This window comes from Ralstonia pickettii, assembly GCF_016466415.2.
GTDB classification, from domain to species: Bacteria; Pseudomonadota; Gammaproteobacteria; order Burkholderiales; family Burkholderiaceae; genus Ralstonia; species Ralstonia pickettii.
In genome coordinates, this window is the sequence record NZ_CP066772.2 from 1,194,732 (window position 1) to 1,212,053 (window position 17,322).

General features: G+C 64.9%; 14 protein-coding genes and 1 pseudogene. 8 read left to right on the forward strand and 7 right to left on the reverse strand.

Annotation, left to right across the window (positions count from 1 at the left end; translation table 11 throughout):
- Nucleotides 1–11 precede the first annotated feature (11 nt).
- The 6 genes from RP6297_RS21625 to RP6297_RS21650 are packed head-to-tail and all read right to left on the reverse strand — an operon-like array spanning nt 12 to nt 3,744.
- A complete protein-coding gene (locus RP6297_RS21625; RefSeq protein ID WP_009241785.1) occupies nt 12–659 on the reverse strand; it encodes a BON domain-containing protein in 648 nt (215 codons plus the stop codon).
- 30 nt (nt 660–689) lie between these two features.
- Entirely contained in the window at nt 690–1,052 is a 363-nt protein-coding gene (locus tag RP6297_RS21630; protein ID WP_009241786.1) for a TraR/DksA family transcriptional regulator, read from the reverse strand.
- A 47-nt stretch (nt 1,053–1,099) separates the two neighbouring features.
- The gene (locus RP6297_RS21635; RefSeq protein WP_004634007.1) at nt 1,100–1,630 is read right to left on the reverse strand and encodes a flavodoxin family protein; all 531 of its coding nucleotides are present in this window, start codon (nt 1,628–1,630) and stop codon (nt 1,100–1,102) included.
- A 46-nt stretch (nt 1,631–1,676) separates the two neighbouring features.
- Nucleotides 1,677–2,330, reverse strand: a complete 654-nt coding sequence (locus RP6297_RS21640) for a BON domain-containing protein (protein WP_009241787.1) — start codon at nt 2,328–2,330, stop codon at nt 1,677–1,679.
- Between the two features lie 33 nt (nt 2,331–2,363).
- A complete protein-coding gene (locus RP6297_RS21645) occupies nt 2,364–3,203 on the reverse strand; it encodes a universal stress protein (protein WP_004634004.1) in 840 nt (279 codons plus the stop codon).
- Nucleotides 3,204–3,243: 40 nt separating this feature from the next.
- Nucleotides 3,244–3,744, reverse strand: coding sequence for a universal stress protein (locus tag RP6297_RS21650; RefSeq protein WP_009241788.1), 501 nt, complete (start codon nt 3,742–3,744; stop codon nt 3,244–3,246).
- A 286-nt stretch (nt 3,745–4,030) separates the two neighbouring features.
- Here RP6297_RS21650 and RP6297_RS21655 point away from each other — a divergent pair, with 286 nt between their 5' ends.
- Together RP6297_RS21655 and RP6297_RS21660 are read left to right on the forward strand one after the other, a co-directional pair.
- Nucleotides 4,031–4,498, forward strand: coding sequence for a CBS domain-containing protein (locus RP6297_RS21655; protein WP_004634000.1), 468 nt, complete (start codon nt 4,031–4,033; stop codon nt 4,496–4,498).
- A gap of 89 nt (nt 4,499–4,587) precedes the next feature.
- Complete coding sequence (locus RP6297_RS21660; protein WP_370452732.1) at nt 4,588–4,713, forward strand: YgaP-like transmembrane domain; 126 nt, start codon at nt 4,588–4,590, stop codon at nt 4,711–4,713.
- A 99-nt stretch (nt 4,714–4,812) separates the two neighbouring features.
- On the opposite strand, the pseudogene RP6297_RS21665 reads toward RP6297_RS21660, so the two are convergent.
- Nucleotides 4,813–5,940, reverse strand: a pseudogene (locus RP6297_RS21665) (MgtC/SapB family protein); the annotation flags it as partial.
- 153 nt (nt 5,941–6,093) lie between these two features.
- Between RP6297_RS21665 and RP6297_RS21670 the strand changes: the two are divergent.
- From RP6297_RS21670 to fliD, 6 genes are all read left to right on the forward strand, one after another.
- Nucleotides 6,094–7,104 (forward strand): zinc-dependent alcohol dehydrogenase family protein, encoded by a 1,011-nt coding sequence (locus tag RP6297_RS21670; protein ID WP_009241790.1) that lies wholly within the window; start codon nt 6,094–6,096, stop codon nt 7,102–7,104.
- An 80-nt stretch (nt 7,105–7,184) separates the two neighbouring features.
- A complete protein-coding gene (locus RP6297_RS21675; RefSeq protein WP_004633994.1) occupies nt 7,185–7,640 on the forward strand; it encodes a universal stress protein in 456 nt (151 codons plus the stop codon).
- A 59-nt stretch (nt 7,641–7,699) separates the two neighbouring features.
- Nucleotides 7,700–8,017, forward strand: a complete 318-nt coding sequence (locus tag RP6297_RS21680; protein WP_139181129.1) for a hypothetical protein — start codon at nt 7,700–7,702, stop codon at nt 8,015–8,017.
- 79 nt (nt 8,018–8,096) lie between these two features.
- The gene (locus tag RP6297_RS21685; protein WP_009241791.1) at nt 8,097–8,990 is read left to right on the forward strand and encodes a class II glutamine amidotransferase; all 894 of its coding nucleotides are present in this window, start codon (nt 8,097–8,099) and stop codon (nt 8,988–8,990) included.
- A 243-nt stretch (nt 8,991–9,233) separates the two neighbouring features.
- Nucleotides 9,234–15,083: an excinuclease ABC subunit UvrA gene (gene uvrA / locus RP6297_RS21690; RefSeq protein ID WP_009241792.1), complete on the forward strand. Its 5,850-nt coding sequence runs from the start codon at nt 9,234–9,236 to the stop codon at nt 15,081–15,083.
- 196 nt (nt 15,084–15,279) lie between these two features.
- Entirely contained in the window at nt 15,280–17,316 is a 2,037-nt protein-coding gene (gene fliD / locus RP6297_RS21695; RefSeq protein WP_009241793.1) for a flagellar filament capping protein FliD, read from the forward strand.
- Nucleotides 17,317–17,322: the final 6 nt, after the last annotated feature.

Genomic DNA, 17,322 nt, shown 5'->3' on the forward strand with positions numbered 1-17,322 from the left:
GTCCGTCCACACTACGGCGCGATCTGGAGATGGTCGATGACTTGCGTCACGCCAGGTGCAGACCATGCCGCCCCCTTGGCCGCGCGCCGCTCAGAGGCGGAACCGACGTGACCGCTGAGCGTGACCGTCCCCCCATCGACAGAGACGCGGATGTGCTCGGCTTCACGCGCGGCATGCCGCTTGAGCGCCGCACCGATCTGCTCGGCAACATTGGCTGGCGCCACGCGCGCTTTGATCTGCAGCCGATTGATCAGGCCCGCCACACCGCGCAACGATCCCACCGCGTGCGCAGCCTGCTCGCTCTGGTAGGGCCAGTCCACCTCACCCGAGAGCGTCACCCAGCCGTTTTCGACCAGCACCTCGATGCGGTTGGACGGCAGGGTAACCTGCCATTCAAGCGCGGCGCGGGCTGCTTGGGCAACGTCTGCGTCCGTGTGCGCTCCCGGCAAGCGGACTTCGATTTTCTGCACGACACCACGCACGCCTGCAACACGCTCGGCTGCATGCTCGGCAGCAAGCTTTTCCATGTAGCTGCGAACGTGGCCGGTCAGTGTCACCACGCCGTTGTCCACCTCCACACCAATCGCTGCGGCATCCACCGCAGGCTCCCAAAGCAGTTCGTCGTTGACGTCCTGCTTGATACCCAGATCGCTTTTCATACTTTGCTCCTGCTGGATAGAGTCGCCTTGCTATGCCCAGTGGCGCTCACACGCTGTTTGGCAAGGCAGACAGCGCATGGCCGTCGGCTGGGCTTGCAGGCGTAAAAACGGAATCGCTTCGCCACAATCGACGCAGATACCGTAGCTGTGCTGCTGCATCCGCTCGCGTGCAGCGTTCAGTTGCTCAAGCTCGCTTCGGTAACGGGCAAGCATCACGTCGTTCGTTTGGTCCCCTGCCTCTTCATCGGCAAGATCCGCGTTTTCAAACGGCGCTTCACGCGGCACCGGCGCAGTGGATGCGCCCAGCGCCGACAACTGGCGCCGCACGCGTGCTTCCTGTTCGTCGAGCAAGCTCCTCAGCCGTTTCCATTGCGCCTCGGTAAAGCGGCTCATGCCCCGTCTCCTTCAATGGATTCAACGTCCGAGCGGTAGGTTCGGCCTCAGGCTTCCGTTGGCGACAGCCAGGCCGGACGTTGCCTTGATTGCTCCCACCGGCCTGCAGTCTTCACCTGTTCGATAAAACCCGCGATCTCTTCCTGCGACAACCCGCTGAGCACGTCGCGCTGGAACAGCGCCAGCACCGGCGCCGGAATGGTGGCCGTGATGCGCATGATTTCTTCAACAGCACGGAATGCCCCGCGGGCCGCCATGACGCAAATCACGGACAGGTGCGTGGACCCCGGCAATTGGTCAGCCAGGAAGTCCCGCATGGGCGAAGCCAGGTGGCCCATCCAGATGGGCGCGATCACGATGACGTGTTCGACATCATCAAGCGGCGGACCTTCATAGCGATACTTGGCGCGCGCATGGAATACCGTTTCGAGGACGCAGCGCGCATCTCCCAGGAAGCCGGCGCGCGGATGCTCGTCCGTCACCTCGGCAAGCTGCCATCCGCTCTGCGCAGCCATCTGCTCGGCCACCTGACGTGCCGTTCCGGTGCGCGAGTAGTACACGATCAGCTTCTTTTCCATCTCGTACTCCAGGGATTTCGAAAGCAGTGGAAATGGCGGATTGCCTCTAGGAACCAACCCACATCTGGTCGACGACGGCGCGCACGCCTGGTGCATCCCATGCGGCCTCACGGGCGGCACGGCACTCGTTGAGGTTGCGCAGCGGACCGTACAAGGTCACCGTCCCGTCCGCCACGGAAACATTCAGGCGCGACGCGTCAACTGCAGCCAGGCGTTGCAGTGCCTTTGCAATGCGATCGCTCAGGTCCGCGGGGCCCGAGGCGGCGCGCAATGTCAGCGCATTGGCCACGGATTTCACGCCGCGCACTCTGCGCACCGTGTCCAGCGCCGCACGGCGCTGGAAGTCCTGGTCGACTTCACCGCGCAGCGTCACGGCGCCGCCCTCGACAGTGATCTGGACAGCATCCGGCGGCACCGATGCATTCCAATGCAACGCGCTGCTGATCGCCTGCGCAATCTCGCCATCCGGGCGCTCCATATCCGGCGGCATCCGCACATCCACATGGATGACAAGCGCGGTCACGCCGGCAACACGCCGGATCGCTTCTTCCGCGGCATGCTTGTCGGCGAACGTGTCGACGCCGCCGGAGAGCGTGACGACGCCATCCTTGGCCTGCACGGCAAAGCGACTGGCATCCACCGCCGGGTCCCATTGCAATTCTTCCTCGACATCGTGCTTGAGCTGGATATCGTTCTTCATCGTGATCTCCTCAGGTTCAATTGAGGTCGAGGCTCAGTGCGACATCAGCACCGGCACGGTCATCGTGTTCAGCAGGGTGCGCGTCACCCCGCCCAGTACGAGTTCGCGCAGGCGGCTGTGCCCGTAGGCCCCCATCACGATCAGATCGGCATTGAAGTCGGCCGCTCGCGAGAGCAGCAACTCACCCACGGCGGCATCGGAATCTGCGCAATCGGTCTCTTCCACCGTTGTATGAATACCGCGCGCATTCAGCGCACGCGCCACCTGACCCACCGTGGTTTCCTCGGCCCAGTGCTTTGGCTGCGTGCTTGTGATCTGCAGCACGTGCACATTGGTGCCCGTCATCATCGGCATGGCATCGTGCAGCGCACGGGCCGATTCGCGTCCGCCGCTCCAGGCCACCAGCACGCGCTGCGGCAATGCGGTGAAGTTGCCCGCATACGGCACAACCAGCACGGGGCGGCCCGACTCCAGGATCAGGGTCTCCACAAAGTCGCCGGCAATGAATTCATCCGGTTCATCGTGGTTCCGTTGCCCGACGACGAGAAGATCGGTCTCACGCGCTTCACGAAGTACGAGAGCCACGGGGTCGCCTTCCACTGCTCGCCACTCCGTTTCCACCGCAAGCTTCTCCGTCGCCAGGCGAAAGCGCGCGTGCACCGCATCCCGGATGCTGTCGCGCCGGATGCGGTCTTCCTCCAGATAGTGCGCAGCGTTCTCCATCATGTAGAACCAGCTGAGGCTTGGCGCAAAGCTCGCATAGATGCCGACGAGTTTGGCGCCGTGCGCCTGGGCATACTGGGCCGCAAGGTCAAGGCGGTGCATGGCGCGTTCGCTGCGGTCCAGATGCACCATCACACTGGCATAGCTCATGGTCAGATCCCGAAGTCGTGTCAGAAGATGCGCTACCGGACTAGGCAATGACGGCGTTGCTCAGCGGTTCGGTAGGCGCGTGCGACGTTTCCGTCGGCTCCGCGCGGACGAGCAGCACCGGCAGTGTGCTCCGGCGCACAACGCTCTCGGCGACGCTGCCGAGGAACAACCGTTGGAAGCCGCGACGCCCGTGCGTGCCCAGCACCAGCGCTTGGGCGCCGACGTTGTGTGCCGCCTGTTCAATGGCAGTGCCGATATCGAAAGTGCCGATCGGGTCGTCAACCACGACGCTATGGACGTGCACACCTGCCTTTTCGGCCTTGGCACGCGCGTCGGCAACGATTTGATTGCCTTGTTTGACCAAGGCCTCGGTAAAGGCGCCGACATCGATATAGCCAACGTCGTACATCAGGTACGAGTTATCGATCACGTGGGCGATGACCAACTCCGAGCCGAGCTTTTGTGCAAGCTGGATTGCCTCGTCCAGCGCCCGCTCTGCCGTCGGGCTGCCATCCACCGCTACCAGAATCCTGTCGTACATGATGTGCCTCCATCGAATCCGTCGTCATCCCCAATCGGGGTTGCTGAATTCCATGTTGGACCACCAAGCGGATCACCCCTTGATTTACATCAGCGTTTGGCTCGCTGCAGCCTCACGCAATGCCAATTGATCTGCCTCAAGAGCCAGCGCGCAACGCTCGATAGACTCGTCCGCAATCCGCTGCCCCCGGGGTGCAGTCATGGAAAGCGCATGGCACCTTGTGCGGGATCAACCTTTGACACCGGCCCGTTCTTATAGTGAAAACGTACGCGCATCGGAGTTCAGCATGAGGGTCGATGAAATTTGTTCCCACCGCATCGTTCACGTCCAGGCGACGGCGACGCTGCAGCAAGCCGCCCGGTTGATGCGGGACGAAAGCGCCCGGGCGCTGCTTGTCACGGAACACGCCGCTGGGGGTTCTCGAGTGGTGGGCATCGTGACAGACCGGGATATGGTGGTGCACGGCCTTGCCAGCCGCAGCGACTGCAGCCAGACCGCCGTATCGGAAGTCATGACGCGCGGCCTTCTGACCATCCACGATGACGCCGTGATCAGCGAAGCCTTGCGCTCGATGCTGAGCCACGGCCTGCACCGTCTGGCGGTGGTCGATCGTCAGCAACGGCTGGTGGGCATGCTCAGCCTGGACGACACCATCCGCGCAATGGGTGGCGAATGGACCTTGCTGGCCGGCATTCTCGGTCGCGACAACGCTGGCCAGTCCCGCCAGCACGCGCCGTCCGATTTGATTCTCTAAGTGTTCACCCACCGTTCTTCAGGAGCGCTGTCATGTTTAACAATGTTGGAACCGCGGACCGCGCCGTCCGCATCCTGATCGGCATCGCGATGATCCTGCTGGCATTTTTTGGCAAGGTGCCAGCATGGGTTGGCTGGCTGGGGCTGATCCCTCTGGTGACCGGCCTGATCCGCATGTGCCCGCTCTATTGGGTGCTGGGCATTGGGCGGCATTGACCAGGCGACAAGCGCGAACACCGCCCAGCTGGACAGAAGCATGGTCAGCAGACCAGCGGTGACCTTACCGGCAAAAGCACGGCCTCCGCTGATGGCCACGACAATCTTCGAGAACGTGTTGGCTGTCAGCGCAAGCATCACCAGTGCGCCGGCCGTCGGCGTCTGCAACGTGTGGCTGGCAACCTGCGTTGCGATGGAAGCGGTCGCGGCATGGACATCGGCAAACGCCCCAAACACGGTGACAGCCACCACCGCCGCTGTCCCGAACCATGTGCGCGCGGCAGCTGCGGCAAGCAGCAAGGCAGCCGTCCACAACGCAAAGCCGATTGCGACGCGCCAGTTGATGGATGACACCGAACTCTCCGGCGCCTCCTGGAGCGGCTCGTTGGCGCGCCATATCCAGAGCGCCGACCATGCCACGGTCGCGATCATGCCCACCGCCAGCGGAGCCGCCAGCACGCGCAACAAGTCGATGTTGATGGCAGCGATCAGCAGCAGCATCTGCACCAGCGTGGCGACATTGGACAGCAGCGCCGCGGCAACCGCACCATCAACGGGGCGATGGTCCCGCCGCACGCGTGCTGCCACGGCCGTGATCGTGGCCACGCTCGATGCAAACCCGCTGAACAAGCCGGCCAGCGGCAAGCCGATCCGCTCTCCAAACCATCGCGCAGCAAAATGGCCCGTGTTGCCTGTCAGCATGACAAGCAGCACAACCAGCCACAACGTGTGCGGGTTCCAGGCGTTCAGCGGCCCCAAGTTCCGGTCTGGAACCGCGGGCCAGATCAGCAATGCCGCCACGGCAAGGATCAGCAGATCGGCGAGTTCACGCTGGGTGATGACCGTGCGGGCAAACCGATGCAAACCCGCTTTGGCATAGAGCAGGACAAGTAGGACCGTGCCGAGGCCAGCCGTCATTTCGGGCTCGCTCACGGCATAGGCGCCTAACAGCGTGGTCGCGACCAGTGCGAATTCCGTCGTCACGCCAGGATCGACATTGGCCGAATGGTGATAACCGACCGCCGCCAACACCGCGACCGTCAGCAGCACCGTGGGCACGGCAAACGGTATCGGCAGGCTTGCCGCGATGGCACCCGCCAGCGCCCCGATCGCAAACGTTCGCATGCCCGCTGGCAGCTCTGCGCTGTCGGCATGACTCCGCTCGCGCTCAAGGCCGATCGCCAGCCCCACACCCAGGGCAACCGAGAAAGACAGCAATGAAGACATTCAGTGGAGTCGAATGGCTGTTGCGTTGACCTGTTCAGTATTGCGCGCGGCAACGCTTTCCGATTGATCTGGCGCAGTCGTTGGTCGACTGCCGGGCGGTCGTTCCACAGCACTGTTCCATACTGATCAGACACGCCAACCTCGGAGACAGCGATGCCTGAATCGATGCGGGCCATGGTGATGGAAGGTGCCGGAAAGCCATTGGTCTGGCGTGATGTGCCTATGCCCACGCCTGGGCCCGGTGAGGTCCGGATCGCGGTGTCCGCGTGTGGCGTCTGCCGTACGGACCTCCATATCGTAGACGGTGAACTGACCACACCGAAACCCTCCCTGATTCCCGGCCACGAAATCGTAGGCATCGTCGAGTCATGCGGCAAAGGCGTGACGGCGCCCACCCCGGGCGAGCGCGTTGGCGTACCGTGGCTCGGCTGGACATGCGGCGTCTGCCCGTACTGCCTGCACGGGCGCGAAAATCTGTGTGACCACCCTGCCTTCACCGGCTACACGCGCGATGGCGGCTATGCTCAATACGCCGTTTGCGACGCGCGGTACTGCCTGCCGATTCCCGCGCGGTACGACGACGCCCACGCCGCGCCGCTGCTCTGTGCGGGGCTGATCGGCTACCGCACGCTGCGCATGGCCGGCGATGCACGCAGGATCGGCATCTACGGCTTTGGCGCAGCGGCCCACCTCATCACGCAGATCGCCGTGGCGGAGCAGCGCGAGGTCTTCGCCTTCACCCGCACCGATGACACTGCGGCTCAACAACTTGCGCTGGACACCGGTGCCAGTTGGGCAGGCGCCAGCGATGCCTCCGCACCGGAACCGCTCGACGCCGCGTTGATCTTCGCGCCCATCGGCGCGCTCGTGCCGCAGGCGCTGCAGGCCGTGGTCAAGGGCGGCTCGGTGGTTTGCGGCGGCATTCACATGAGCGACATCCCGGCATTTCCGTACCGGTTGCTATGGGAAGAGCGCAAGCTTGTTTCCGTCGCAAACCTGACGAGGGCCGATGGACTCGCGCTCATGCGCATCGCTGCAGAAGTCCCGTTGCGGGTGCACGTCACGCCCTATCCGCTGCAAGACGCCAATACCGCCTTGGAAGACCTCCGCGCCGGACGCGTGGCGGGCGCTGCCGTCCTGCAGGTGCCGTCGAAAGACCTTTGACGCGCATCAACAGTCCACGCGCCACGCTGTCTACGCTGGTTACACGCGGTGCCCGACTGCGCAACGCCTTGGAGACCACCATGTACCAACGAATCCTGCTCGCCGTCGACGGCAGCCACGCGTCCTACCTCGCGCTGCACCAAGCCATTGTGGTCAGCAAGGCGACGGGCGCGGAAGTCGAAGCCCTCTTCGTTGCCGATAGCAGCGATATCACCTTCGACATGGTTGGATCTGACTCGATTGCTTACGCCAAGCAGGTCGCCGGCTACGGCCGTGACACGCTTGCCGAGGTATCGAAGAAGCTGGATGCCGCAGGCGTCAAACATTCGACCAAGCTGCTCGAGAACTCCATTGCGCCCGGGCAGATCTCCGCAACGATCGTCGCAGAAGCCAACGAGACCGCAACCGACCTGATCGTGCTCGGCACACATGGCCGGCGTGGGCTCAAGCATCTGGTGCTCGGCAGCGTGGCCGAAGGCGTGGTCCGCAAGACCAACAAGCCGGTATTGATGGTGCGTAGTGAGGTCGAGGAATAAAGAACACCCATTGAGCGCTGCCCTCGCGTGTGTGTTCGGGGGCACTCGGCTGCCATTCTGTGCACAACGACACGCGCAATCCGATCCGCCGGCTGGGTGAGGCCCTCAAACCGCTGACCGACCCCGCACCGCTGGCCATGGTGATGCGTTTTGACGACAGTATTGCCGTGCTGAACCTGCGGGCCCGGGCCCGAACCGAGCACTTCCGAGACACGCGCTGGACGCTCGCCCGACAAGTCCGCACAGCCCGTGCAGGGGCCCGCTGCGCCGAGCCCGTGCGGATTCGCGAGCTGTCTATCGTGCGTGAAGCCAGCCCAAAAACAGGTGACAGACGTGACCCTCAAGGCCGCGAAGCCGCCCGAACCATGGCCGGATGAGGGTCGGGATTTGCTTGTGCATTCACAAACGCATTGCATAGACTCACCTTTCAAGGAATCCCTTATAGGCAAACGCATCATGTGTCGCTGGCTGGCGTATTCAGGCAATCCCATTCAGATGGAGACAGTGCTGTTCCGGCCGCGGCACTCGTTGATCGACCAGAGTCTGCGCTCCCGCCTTGGCGGCGAGACAACCACCAACGGTGACGGTTTCGGCATCGGCTGGTACGGCCGCTACTCTGAGGTGCCCTTCCGATACCGCTGCCTGCACCCCGCGTGGAACGACACCAACCTGCGTGAAGCCGCCCGCGCCATCCGCTCGTCGATGTTCATCGCGCACGTGCGCGCGGCCACCGACACCCCGGCGCAAGAGACCAATTGCCATCCGTTCCGCTACGGCCGGTGGCTTTTTGCGCACAACGGGTTGATCCGCGAATACCCGTTGCTCCGCCGCGCGCTGATGATGGAAGTGGCGCCCGAACTGTTCCGCTGGATCGAAGGTTCGACCGACTCCGAGATCATGTTTTTCCTGGCGCTGTCGTTCGGGCTCGACCGCGACCCGCGCGGCGCGCTCGAACAGATGGTCGGGCTGATCGAAGACATCGGCCGCCGCCACGGCGTCGAATACCCGCTGAACATGACGGTCTGCGCGACGGACGGCGTTCAGATCGTGGCTGCGCGCTACTCCAGCGAGGGCGAATCGCGCTCGCTGTTCCACAGCACGTCGTTCAAGCATCTGCACCAGCTCTATCCTGACAGCGCCGCCATTGAAGACGCGGGCGACGACGCCTTCCTTGTGCTGTCCGAACCGCTTGTCGACTTGCCGGGCGCGTGGGCGGAGATTCCCGAAGAGACCGTCGTCATCGTCAAGGGCGGCGTGGTCGAGCACCACCGTTTTGTGCCGCGCAAGCCCGGCCCCACGGGCTTTGACCTGCCGGCCAATCAAGCGTCTTACGGGCGCGAAGCCGGCTGATGCGCCCCAGCCGGGGTGATACAGGCATCACCCCGTGCTTTTCTGCCCCTCCGCTGAAACCTCCTGACAAAACGCTGTCAGGAGCCCTGCGTTAGGCTCCCGCCCACAACTTGTTCCGTAGACAAACCGGATCTTGATAATCCGCTACAGTTTACGGCTCGAATTCTGATTGCCGGCGCAGCGGCCGATGCTTTAGCCCCGCCGGCATGCCCCCTTACCTCCAAGCTCCAAGGAACGCCCTCCATGTCCTCCGGTGTCATTCGCCTGCGCGGAGCCCGTCAGCACAATCTCAAAAACCTCGATCTGGACCTGCGCACGGGTGAAATGACCGTCGTGACCGGGCCGTCGGGGTCCGGCAAGTCCAGCCTCGTTTTCGACACGCTCTACGCCGAAGGCCAGCGCCGCTACGTCGAGACCTTCAGTGCCTACGCGCGCCAGTTTCTGGACCGCATGGACCGGCCGCAGGTCGAGCACGTCGAAGGCGTGCCGCCCGCTATCGCCATCGACCAGACCAACCCGGTGCGCAGCTCACGCTCGACGGTCGGCACGATGACGGAACTGAACGATCACCTGAAGCTGCTGTTTGCGCGCGCCGCCCAGCTGTTCGACCGCGACACCGCCCTGCCGGTGCGCCACGACACGCCGGAAACGATCTACGACGAGCTGCTCTCGCGCACGCGCGAAGGCGATCCACGCCTGGTGGTGACCTTTCCCGTCGAGCTGCCCGCCAATACGAGCCCCGAAGAAGTCACGCAATGGCTGTCGGTCAGCGGCTATACGCGCGTGCAGGCCGAGCGCGTGGTGGAGTCCTCCACGGGCAAGCGCAAGCTGCTTGATGTGGTGGCCGACCGCTTCCGCCTGCAGGGCACCGAGCGTGCCCGCGCGCTGGAGGCCATCGAGTCGTCACTCAAGCGCGGCGGCGGACGCGTCAGCGTGTACGTCTTGCCGGCCGATGAGGGCGCGGAGCCCGCGATCTGGCGCTTTTCCACCGGCCTGCACTGCCCCGAAAGCGACCTGCGCTATGCAGACCCGCAGCCGGCGCTCTTCTCGTTCAATTCCGCCTACGGCGCGTGCGACGCCTGCCGCGGTTTCGGTCGCGTCATCGGCGTCGATCTTGGGCTGGTGATTCCGGACGAGCGCAAGACGCTGCGCGACGGTGCCATCAAGCCGATGCAGACGCCGGCCTGGAAGGAATGCCAGGACGATCTGATGCGCTATGCCGCCGCAGCCGACATCCCGCGCGGCACGCCGTGGGCAGAGATGACCGAAGCCCAGCGCAACTGGGTCATCAATGGAGACCCGGCCTTCAAGCGTGGCGGCTGGAACAAGCAGTGGTACGGCGTGCGCCGCTTCTTCGACTACCTGGAGTCGAAGGCGTACAAGATGCACATCCGCGTGCTGCTCTCCAAGTACCGCAGCTACACGACCTGCGAAACCTGCGGCGGCGCCCGCCTGAAAACCGAATCGATGCAATGGCGCCTTGGCACCAAGGAAAACGCCGACGCCGTGCTCGCGCCCGAACACCGTTTCATGCCGCGCGGCGTGGCCTGGAGCCGCGCCCAGCTGGAAGCCCTGCCCGGCCTGACCGTGCACGACCTGATGCTGCTGCCCATCGAGCGCATCCGCCGTTTCTTCGATGAACTGACACTGCCGTCCACGTTGCTCGACGACGCGCTCAAGCTGCTGCTGGACGAGGTGCGCACGCGCCTGGCCTATCTGTGCGACGTCGGCATCGGCTATCTGACGCTCGACCGCCAGAGCCGCACGCTCTCGGGCGGCGAAGTGCAGCGGATCAACCTGACGACGGCGCTGGGCACATCGCTCGTCAACACGCTGTTCGTGCTGGATGAACCCAGCATCGGCCTGCACCCGCGCGATCTGGACCGCATTGTCGAAGCCATGCAGCGCCTGCGCGACGCGGGCAACACGCTGGTGGTGGTTGAGCACGACCCTTCGGTGATGCTGGCAGCCGACCGCCTGATCGACATGGGCCCCGGCCCGGGCGAGCGCGGCGGCAACATCGTTTTCGACGGCACGCCGGCGTCGATCCGCCAGGCCGATACGCTCACAGGCGCGTATCTGTCGGGGCAGCGGCGCGTGGCCGATGCGACCGACTGGCAGGCGCGCCCCGTCATCGACGCCACGCCGCGGCTGGTGCTCGAAGGCGCGTCGGAACACAACCTGCGCGATGTCACGGTCGAGATCCCGCTGCAGCGCCTGGTGTGCGTGACCGGCGTGTCCGGCTCGGGCAAATCGACCTTGATCCAGGACGTGCTGCACCCGGCGCTGGCGCGCCACTTCGGCAAGGCAACGGAATCGCCCGGCGCATTCCGCGCCTTGCGCGGTGCCGATCAGATCAGCGACGTAGTGTTCGTTGACCAATCCCCCATCGGCAAGACCGCGCGTTCCAACCCCGCCAGCTACGTTGGCGCGTTCGATGAAATCCGCAAGCTGTTCGCCAAGGCGCCGATGGCGCTGCAGCGCGGCTACACGGCCGGCACGTTCAGCTTCAACTCGGGCGACGGCCGTTGCCCGACCTGCGGCGGCTCGGGCTTCGAGCACGTCGAGATGCAGTTCCTGTCCGACATCTACCTGCGCTGCCCGGACTGTGACGGCACGCGCTATCGGGCCGAGATCTTGGAAGTGAAGATCCCGCGTGCCGGGCGCTCGCTGTCGGTGGCCGATGTGCTGGAGCTGACGGTGAGCGAAGCCGCCAGCGTGTTCGCCGAGGACGCCGACGTGCTGCGCGTGCTGCAACCGATCGTCGACGTGGGCCTGGAATACGTGAAGCTTGGCCAGCCGGTGCCGACGCTTTCCGGCGGCGAGGCGCAACGCCTGAAGCTGGCCGGTTTCCTTGCCGAAGCCGCACAGGCTGCCCAGGCCGCGGCGCGCAAGCGCGTCAAGCAGGATGTGCCCGCCAACGCCGGCCGCCTGTTCATGTTCGACGAGCCCACCACGGGCCTGCACTTTGACGACATCGCCAAGCTGATGCGGGCGTTCGGCAAGCTACTCGACGCCGGGCATTCGCTGATCGTGATCGAACACAACCTCGACGTGGTACGTGCGGCGGATTGGATCATTGACCTCGGCCCTGAAGGCGGCGACGCCGGCGGCCTGCTGGTCTGCGCCGGCACGCCTGCGCAGGTCAAAGACTGCGCTGCATCGCACACCGGCGCCGCGCTCAAGCAATACGAAGCCAGCGTCGGCAAGCCGGAAGCCATCGAAGGCGTGCCGCTGCAGACGGCACTGGCCGAGCGCCGCGCCAAGCGCGCTGCGCTGGCGGAAGTCCAGGGTGAAAACGTCGTGCGCATCGTCCACGCGCACGAGCACAACTTGAAGGGCCTGAACGTCGACATTCCGCACGGCAAATTCAACGTCGTGACGGGCGTATCGGGTTCGGGCAAGTCGACGCTGGCGTTCGACATCCTGTTCCACGAGGGGCAACGCCGCTATCTTGAATCGCTCAATGCCTATGCACGCTCCATCGTGCAACCGGCGGGGCGGCCGGAAGTCGATGCCGTGTATGGCATTCCGCCCACGGTGGCCATTGAGCAGCGCCTGTCGCGCGGCGGCCGTAAGAGCACGGTGGCGACCACGTCCGAGGTGTGGCACTTCCTGCGGCTGCTGTATGTGAAGCTGGGCGTGCAGCACTGCATCCACGACGGCACGCCGGTGTCGGCGCAAAGCCCGGAGGCGATCTTTGCCCAGCTCATGCGCGACCATCGCGGCCAGCACATCGGCCTGCTCGCGCCGTTGGTCGTGAACCGCAAGGGCGTCTATACCGACCTGGCCAAATGGGCCAAGGCGCGCGGCTATACGCATCTGCGCGTCGACGGCGAATTCCTGAGCGTCGACCCGTGGCCGCGCCTGGACCGCTTCCGCGAGCACACGCTGGAACTGCCTGTGGGCGACATCGTTGTCTCGCCGGAAAACGAAGCCGCGCTGCGTGCGTTGCTGGAGCAGGCGCTGGAATATGGCAAGGGCATCATGCACGTGCTCGCGCCGCTGGATGGCCTGCAGCACGCCATGCACAACGGCGGCACGGCGCACGTCGGCAACGTGAAAGTGTTTTCGACCAAGCGCGCGTGCTCAACCTGCGGCACCAGCTACCCCGAGCTGGATCCGCGCATGTTCTCGTACAACAGCAAGCACGGCTGGTGCCCGAGCTGCGTCGGCACCGGGTTGGCGCTCACGCGCGAACAGCGTGCCGCGTTTGACGACACCGTGCTCGGCGGCGACGATCGCGGCCGCGAGCAGACGCTTCCTTCAGAGGAAGTCGATCCTGAAGGCATGACCGACCTGCCCTGCCCGGACTGCCACGGCACGCGCCTGAACCCGACGGCACGCGCCGTCACCTTTGCCGACAAGCCCATCGTCGACATTGCGCAGTGGACGGTCAGCCAGACCCGCCGCTGGGTCGAGGGCCTGGATCTGACCGGCCGGGATGCCGACATCGCCCGCGATGTGGTGGCCGAGATTCACAGCCGCCTGTCGTTCCTGGAAGAGGTCGGCCTGGGCTACCTGAGCCTGGATCGCGCGGCGCCGAGCCTGTCGGGCGGCGAAGCGCAGCGCATCCGCCTGGCCGCGCAGCTCGGCAGCAACCTGCAAGGCGTGTGCTACGTGCTGGACGAGCCGACCATCGGCCTGCATCCACGCGACAACCAGATCCTGCTGGACGCGCTGCGCAAGCTGGGCGACAAGGGCAACACGCTGGTGGTGGTGGAACACGATGAAGACACGATCCGCCGAGCCGACCACATCATCGACATCGGCCCGGGCGCCGGCAAGCGCGGCGGCACGCTCGTCGCGCAAGGCGGCGTGGCAGACCTGGCAGCCCAGCCTGACTCGCTCACGGGCCGGTTCCTGTCGCAGCCGATCGAGCACCCGCTGCAGCCGCGCCGCCAGGTGGTTGCGCCGCGTGCCGGCAAGCAAGCCGTGCCGGAGCAATGGCTGACGGTGCACGGTGCCAAGCTGCACAACCTGCGCAACGTGACCGCAACGATGCCGCTGTCGCGTCTGGTGGCGATTACGGGCGTTTCCGGCTCGGGCAAATCGACGCTGGCGCGCGATGTGTTGATGACGAATCTGCTCGATGCGGTCGGCCGTTCGGTGCTGTCTTCGCCGGCAACCCGCCGTGCACGCAAGGCCGCGCAGGCTGAGACGCCTGAGGCGAAGATGCCGCGCAAGCTCGACGTCAAACACGACTGGCACGGCTGCGACAGCGTCACCGGCTGGGAAACCATCGACCGCGTGCTGGAAGTCGACCAGACGCCGATCGGCAAGACACCCCGCTCCTGCCCCGCCACGTACATCGGCGTATGGGACACCATCCGCAAGCTCTTTGCCGACACGCTCGAAGCACGGGCACGCGGCTACACGGCCTCGCGCTTCTCGTTCAACACCGGCGACGGCCGCTGCCCCGCCTGCGAAGGCCAGGGCGTGCGCACCATCGCCATGAGCTTCCTGCCGGACGTGAAGGTCGGCTGTGACGTCTGCCACGGTCAGCGCTTCAATGCAGAAACGCTGGCCGTCACCTGGCGCGGCAAGAACATCGGCGATGTGCTGACCATGGAGATCGACGAAGCGGTCGAGTTTTTCGGCGCGATGAACAGCATCGCCCACCCGCTGCAGTTGATGAAGGACGTCGGCCTCGGCTACCTGACGCTCGGCCAGCCCTCGCCCACGCTGTCCGGCGGCGAGGCGCAGCGCATCAAGCTCGTCACCGAACTGTCCAAGGTGCGCGATGACGTGACGCGCCGGGGCCAGAAGGCGCCGCATACGCTGTACGTGCTGGACGAACCGACCGTGGGTCTGCACATGGCCGACGTGGCCAAGCTCATTCGCGTGCTGCATCGCCTGGCGGACGGCGGCCACAGCGTGATCGTGATCGAGCACGACCTCGACGTGATTGCCGAGGCGGACTGGATCCTCGATCTCGGCCCCGAAGGCGGCGACGAAGGGGGCACGATCGTCGCGGCTTGCGGGCCGGAGGCGTTGACGCGCGTGGCGGCCAGCCATACCGGCGCAGCGTTGGTGCCGGTGCTGGCGCGCGGCAAGCAGGTCGATCCGAGCAAGGAAGGCGAGACGGTCTAGCGTGGCGCGCGGCGGTCTCCGCACCGGTGGAGACCGTCGGCGTGGTGCGCAGCTTCATGTGGCGCCAGCAATCCTTTCGCTTTCCTGAGCAAACCCGGACAGAAAGCCTGTCGGAGCTGGGTTTGCCCTAAAGAAGGACGCCGCGCAGCCGTCACATTGTGGAGATTGTGAAGAAAGCGTTTGCGCGCGTCCGACCATGGCCACCTCGTCCACGAGCAACAACTACGTTCCGCCAATCTCCATTCCGGGTATCGGGACGAACATCGACGTCAACACCCTTGTCACGAAGCTGATCCAGGCGGAAAGCAAGGGCATGACGCTGCGGCAGACGCAGCAAAAGGCCTTTCAGACGCAACTGTCGGCAGTCGGCTCGCTCAAAAGCGCGCTGTCGACCTTCCAGACCGCGATGGCGGCCCTGAACAACCCGGACACATTCACCGGCAACAAGGCCAGCGGGCACGACACCTCGATCCTCACGGCCTCGCTGTCCAACACGGCGCCGGCCGGCACGTATCAAGTCAACGTGATGCAGCTTGCGCAGGCGCAGGTACTGTCGGCCGCCGGGCAGACGTCGAGCAAGACGCCCATCGGCGGCGGCACGCCGACCACGCTCACCTTTTCATTCGGCAGCGTCTCGGGCGGCAGCTTTGCAAACGGCAAATACACCGGCGCCACCTTCACGCAGAACGGGAACCAAGCCGGCGGCTCGATCACCATCGACCCGTCGAACAACACGCTCGCCGGCATTCGCGATGCGATCAACAACGCCAACGTGGGTGTCTCGGCCAGCATCGTCAACGACGGCAGCGATTCGCCCTACCGGCTGGTGCTGACGTCCACCGCAGGCGGCGCCAATTCGGAAATGAAGATTGCCGTCTCGGGAGACTCGGCACTGCAATCCCTGCTGAGCCACGACCCCGCCGGCACGCAGAACATGACGGAGGTCGCCACAGGCCGCAACGCGCTTGTCACTGTCAACGGCATCAGCGTGCAAAGCGCCACCAACACACTGACGGATGTGGTGGACGGCACGTCGTTCACGCTCGCCAAGACCGGCAGCACGAACGTGACGGTGGGCAGCGACGCGGGCCAGGCAAGCCAGTCGGTGCTGAACTTCGTCAAGGCGTACAACGCGCTGCGCATCCAGCTCAACGCGTTGACCAAATTCGATACCGCGAACGCCGCCAACAACGGCGCGCTGGCCGGCGACGTCAGCACCAAGGCGATGGTCAACCAGCTGACCGACGTGCTGGGCCAGGGCATCGGCAACGGCGCGTTCCAGTCGCTCGGCAGCATCGGCGTAACGATGGACAAGGAAGGGACGCTGTCGATTGACGACCCCAAGCTGTCCGCGGCCCTGAAGAAATCGCCCAGCCAGGTGGCGGCCCTGTTTGCCGGCACCGGCACGGCAACGGATTCGCTGCTGAAGGTCGCGTCGTTTTCAACGACAACGCAAGCCGGCAGTTATGCCGTCAACGTCACTCAACTGGCGACGCAGGGCTCGCTCAAGGGCTCGGCGGCCGCTAACACGACCATCCAGAGCGGCGTGAACGACAGCCTGTCGGTCACGCTCAGCGGCATCACGACCAACATCAAGGTGCCGGCCGGCAGCTACACCGCGTCGAGCCTGGCCGCGCAGATTCAAAGCCAGGTCAACGCGTCGCCCGACTTGCAGCGAGCCAAGGTGGAAGTCGCCATCGGCACCGATGCCAATGGCGTGCTGACGCTGACCGACAAGCAATACGGCTCGGTATCGACGGTGTCGGTGTCAGGGAATGGCGCCGCGTCGCTGCTGGGCGGCAGCCCAACGGCCACGGCCGGTCGCGATGTGCAAGGCACCATCAACGGCGCTGCCACCACGGGTTCGGGCCAGAACCTGTACGGTGCCAGCGGCTCGGCCGTGGATGGCCTGACGGTGCAAGTGACGGGCGGTGCATTGGGCGACCGCGGCACCGTCACCGTGCAGCGTGGCTACGCGGCGCTGCTGCACACCGTGTCAGGCAACTTGCTGTCGAACAACGGCATGGTGCAGAACGCCAGCGACGCCATCAACAACTCCATCACCTCGCTCGGCAAGGAAATCGATCTGATGCAGAAACAGCTCGATGCCAAGCAGGCGCTGTATTACACACAGTTCAATGCGCTATCGAAGATGGTGGCCAGCATGACGAATACGAGCACTTACCTGACGACGCAGTTGGCGATATTGCAGAAGCAGCGGACGGGGGGCTAAAGGTGC

What these genes read in the sequence shown, in the direction of transcription:
- RP6297_RS21625 (WP_009241785.1), bottom strand. Translation starts at nt 659, where the DNA reads ATGAAAAGCGATCTGGGTATCAAGCAGGACGTCAACGACGAACTGCTT.
- RP6297_RS21630 (WP_009241786.1), bottom strand. Translation starts at nt 1,052, where the DNA reads ATGAGCCGCTTTACCGAGGCGCAATGGAAACGGCTGAGGAGCTTGCTC.
- RP6297_RS21635 (WP_004634007.1), bottom strand. Translation starts at nt 1,630, where the DNA reads ATGGAAAAGAAGCTGATCGTGTACTACTCGCGCACCGGAACGGCACGT.
- RP6297_RS21640 (WP_009241787.1), bottom strand. Translation starts at nt 2,330, where the DNA reads ATGAAGAACGATATCCAGCTCAAGCACGATGTCGAGGAAGAATTGCAA.
- RP6297_RS21645 (WP_004634004.1), bottom strand. Translation starts at nt 3,203, where the DNA reads ATGAGCTATGCCAGTGTGATGGTGCATCTGGACCGCAGCGAACGCGCC.
- RP6297_RS21650 (WP_009241788.1), bottom strand. Translation starts at nt 3,744, where the DNA reads ATGTACGACAGGATTCTGGTAGCGGTGGATGGCAGCCCGACGGCAGAG.
- RP6297_RS21655 (WP_004634000.1), top strand. Translation starts at nt 4,031, where the DNA reads ATGAGGGTCGATGAAATTTGTTCCCACCGCATCGTTCACGTCCAGGCG.
- RP6297_RS21660 (WP_370452732.1), top strand. Translation starts at nt 4,588, where the DNA reads ATGATCCTGCTGGCATTTTTTGGCAAGGTGCCAGCATGGGTTGGCTGG.
- RP6297_RS21670 (WP_009241790.1), top strand. Translation starts at nt 6,094, where the DNA reads ATGCCTGAATCGATGCGGGCCATGGTGATGGAAGGTGCCGGAAAGCCA.
- RP6297_RS21675 (WP_004633994.1), top strand. Translation starts at nt 7,185, where the DNA reads ATGTACCAACGAATCCTGCTCGCCGTCGACGGCAGCCACGCGTCCTAC.
- RP6297_RS21685 (WP_009241791.1), top strand. Translation starts at nt 8,097, where the DNA reads ATGTGTCGCTGGCTGGCGTATTCAGGCAATCCCATTCAGATGGAGACA.
- uvrA (WP_009241792.1), top strand. Translation starts at nt 9,234, where the DNA reads ATGTCCTCCGGTGTCATTCGCCTGCGCGGAGCCCGTCAGCACAATCTC.
- fliD (WP_009241793.1), top strand. Translation starts at nt 15,280, where the DNA reads ATGGCCACCTCGTCCACGAGCAACAACTACGTTCCGCCAATCTCCATT.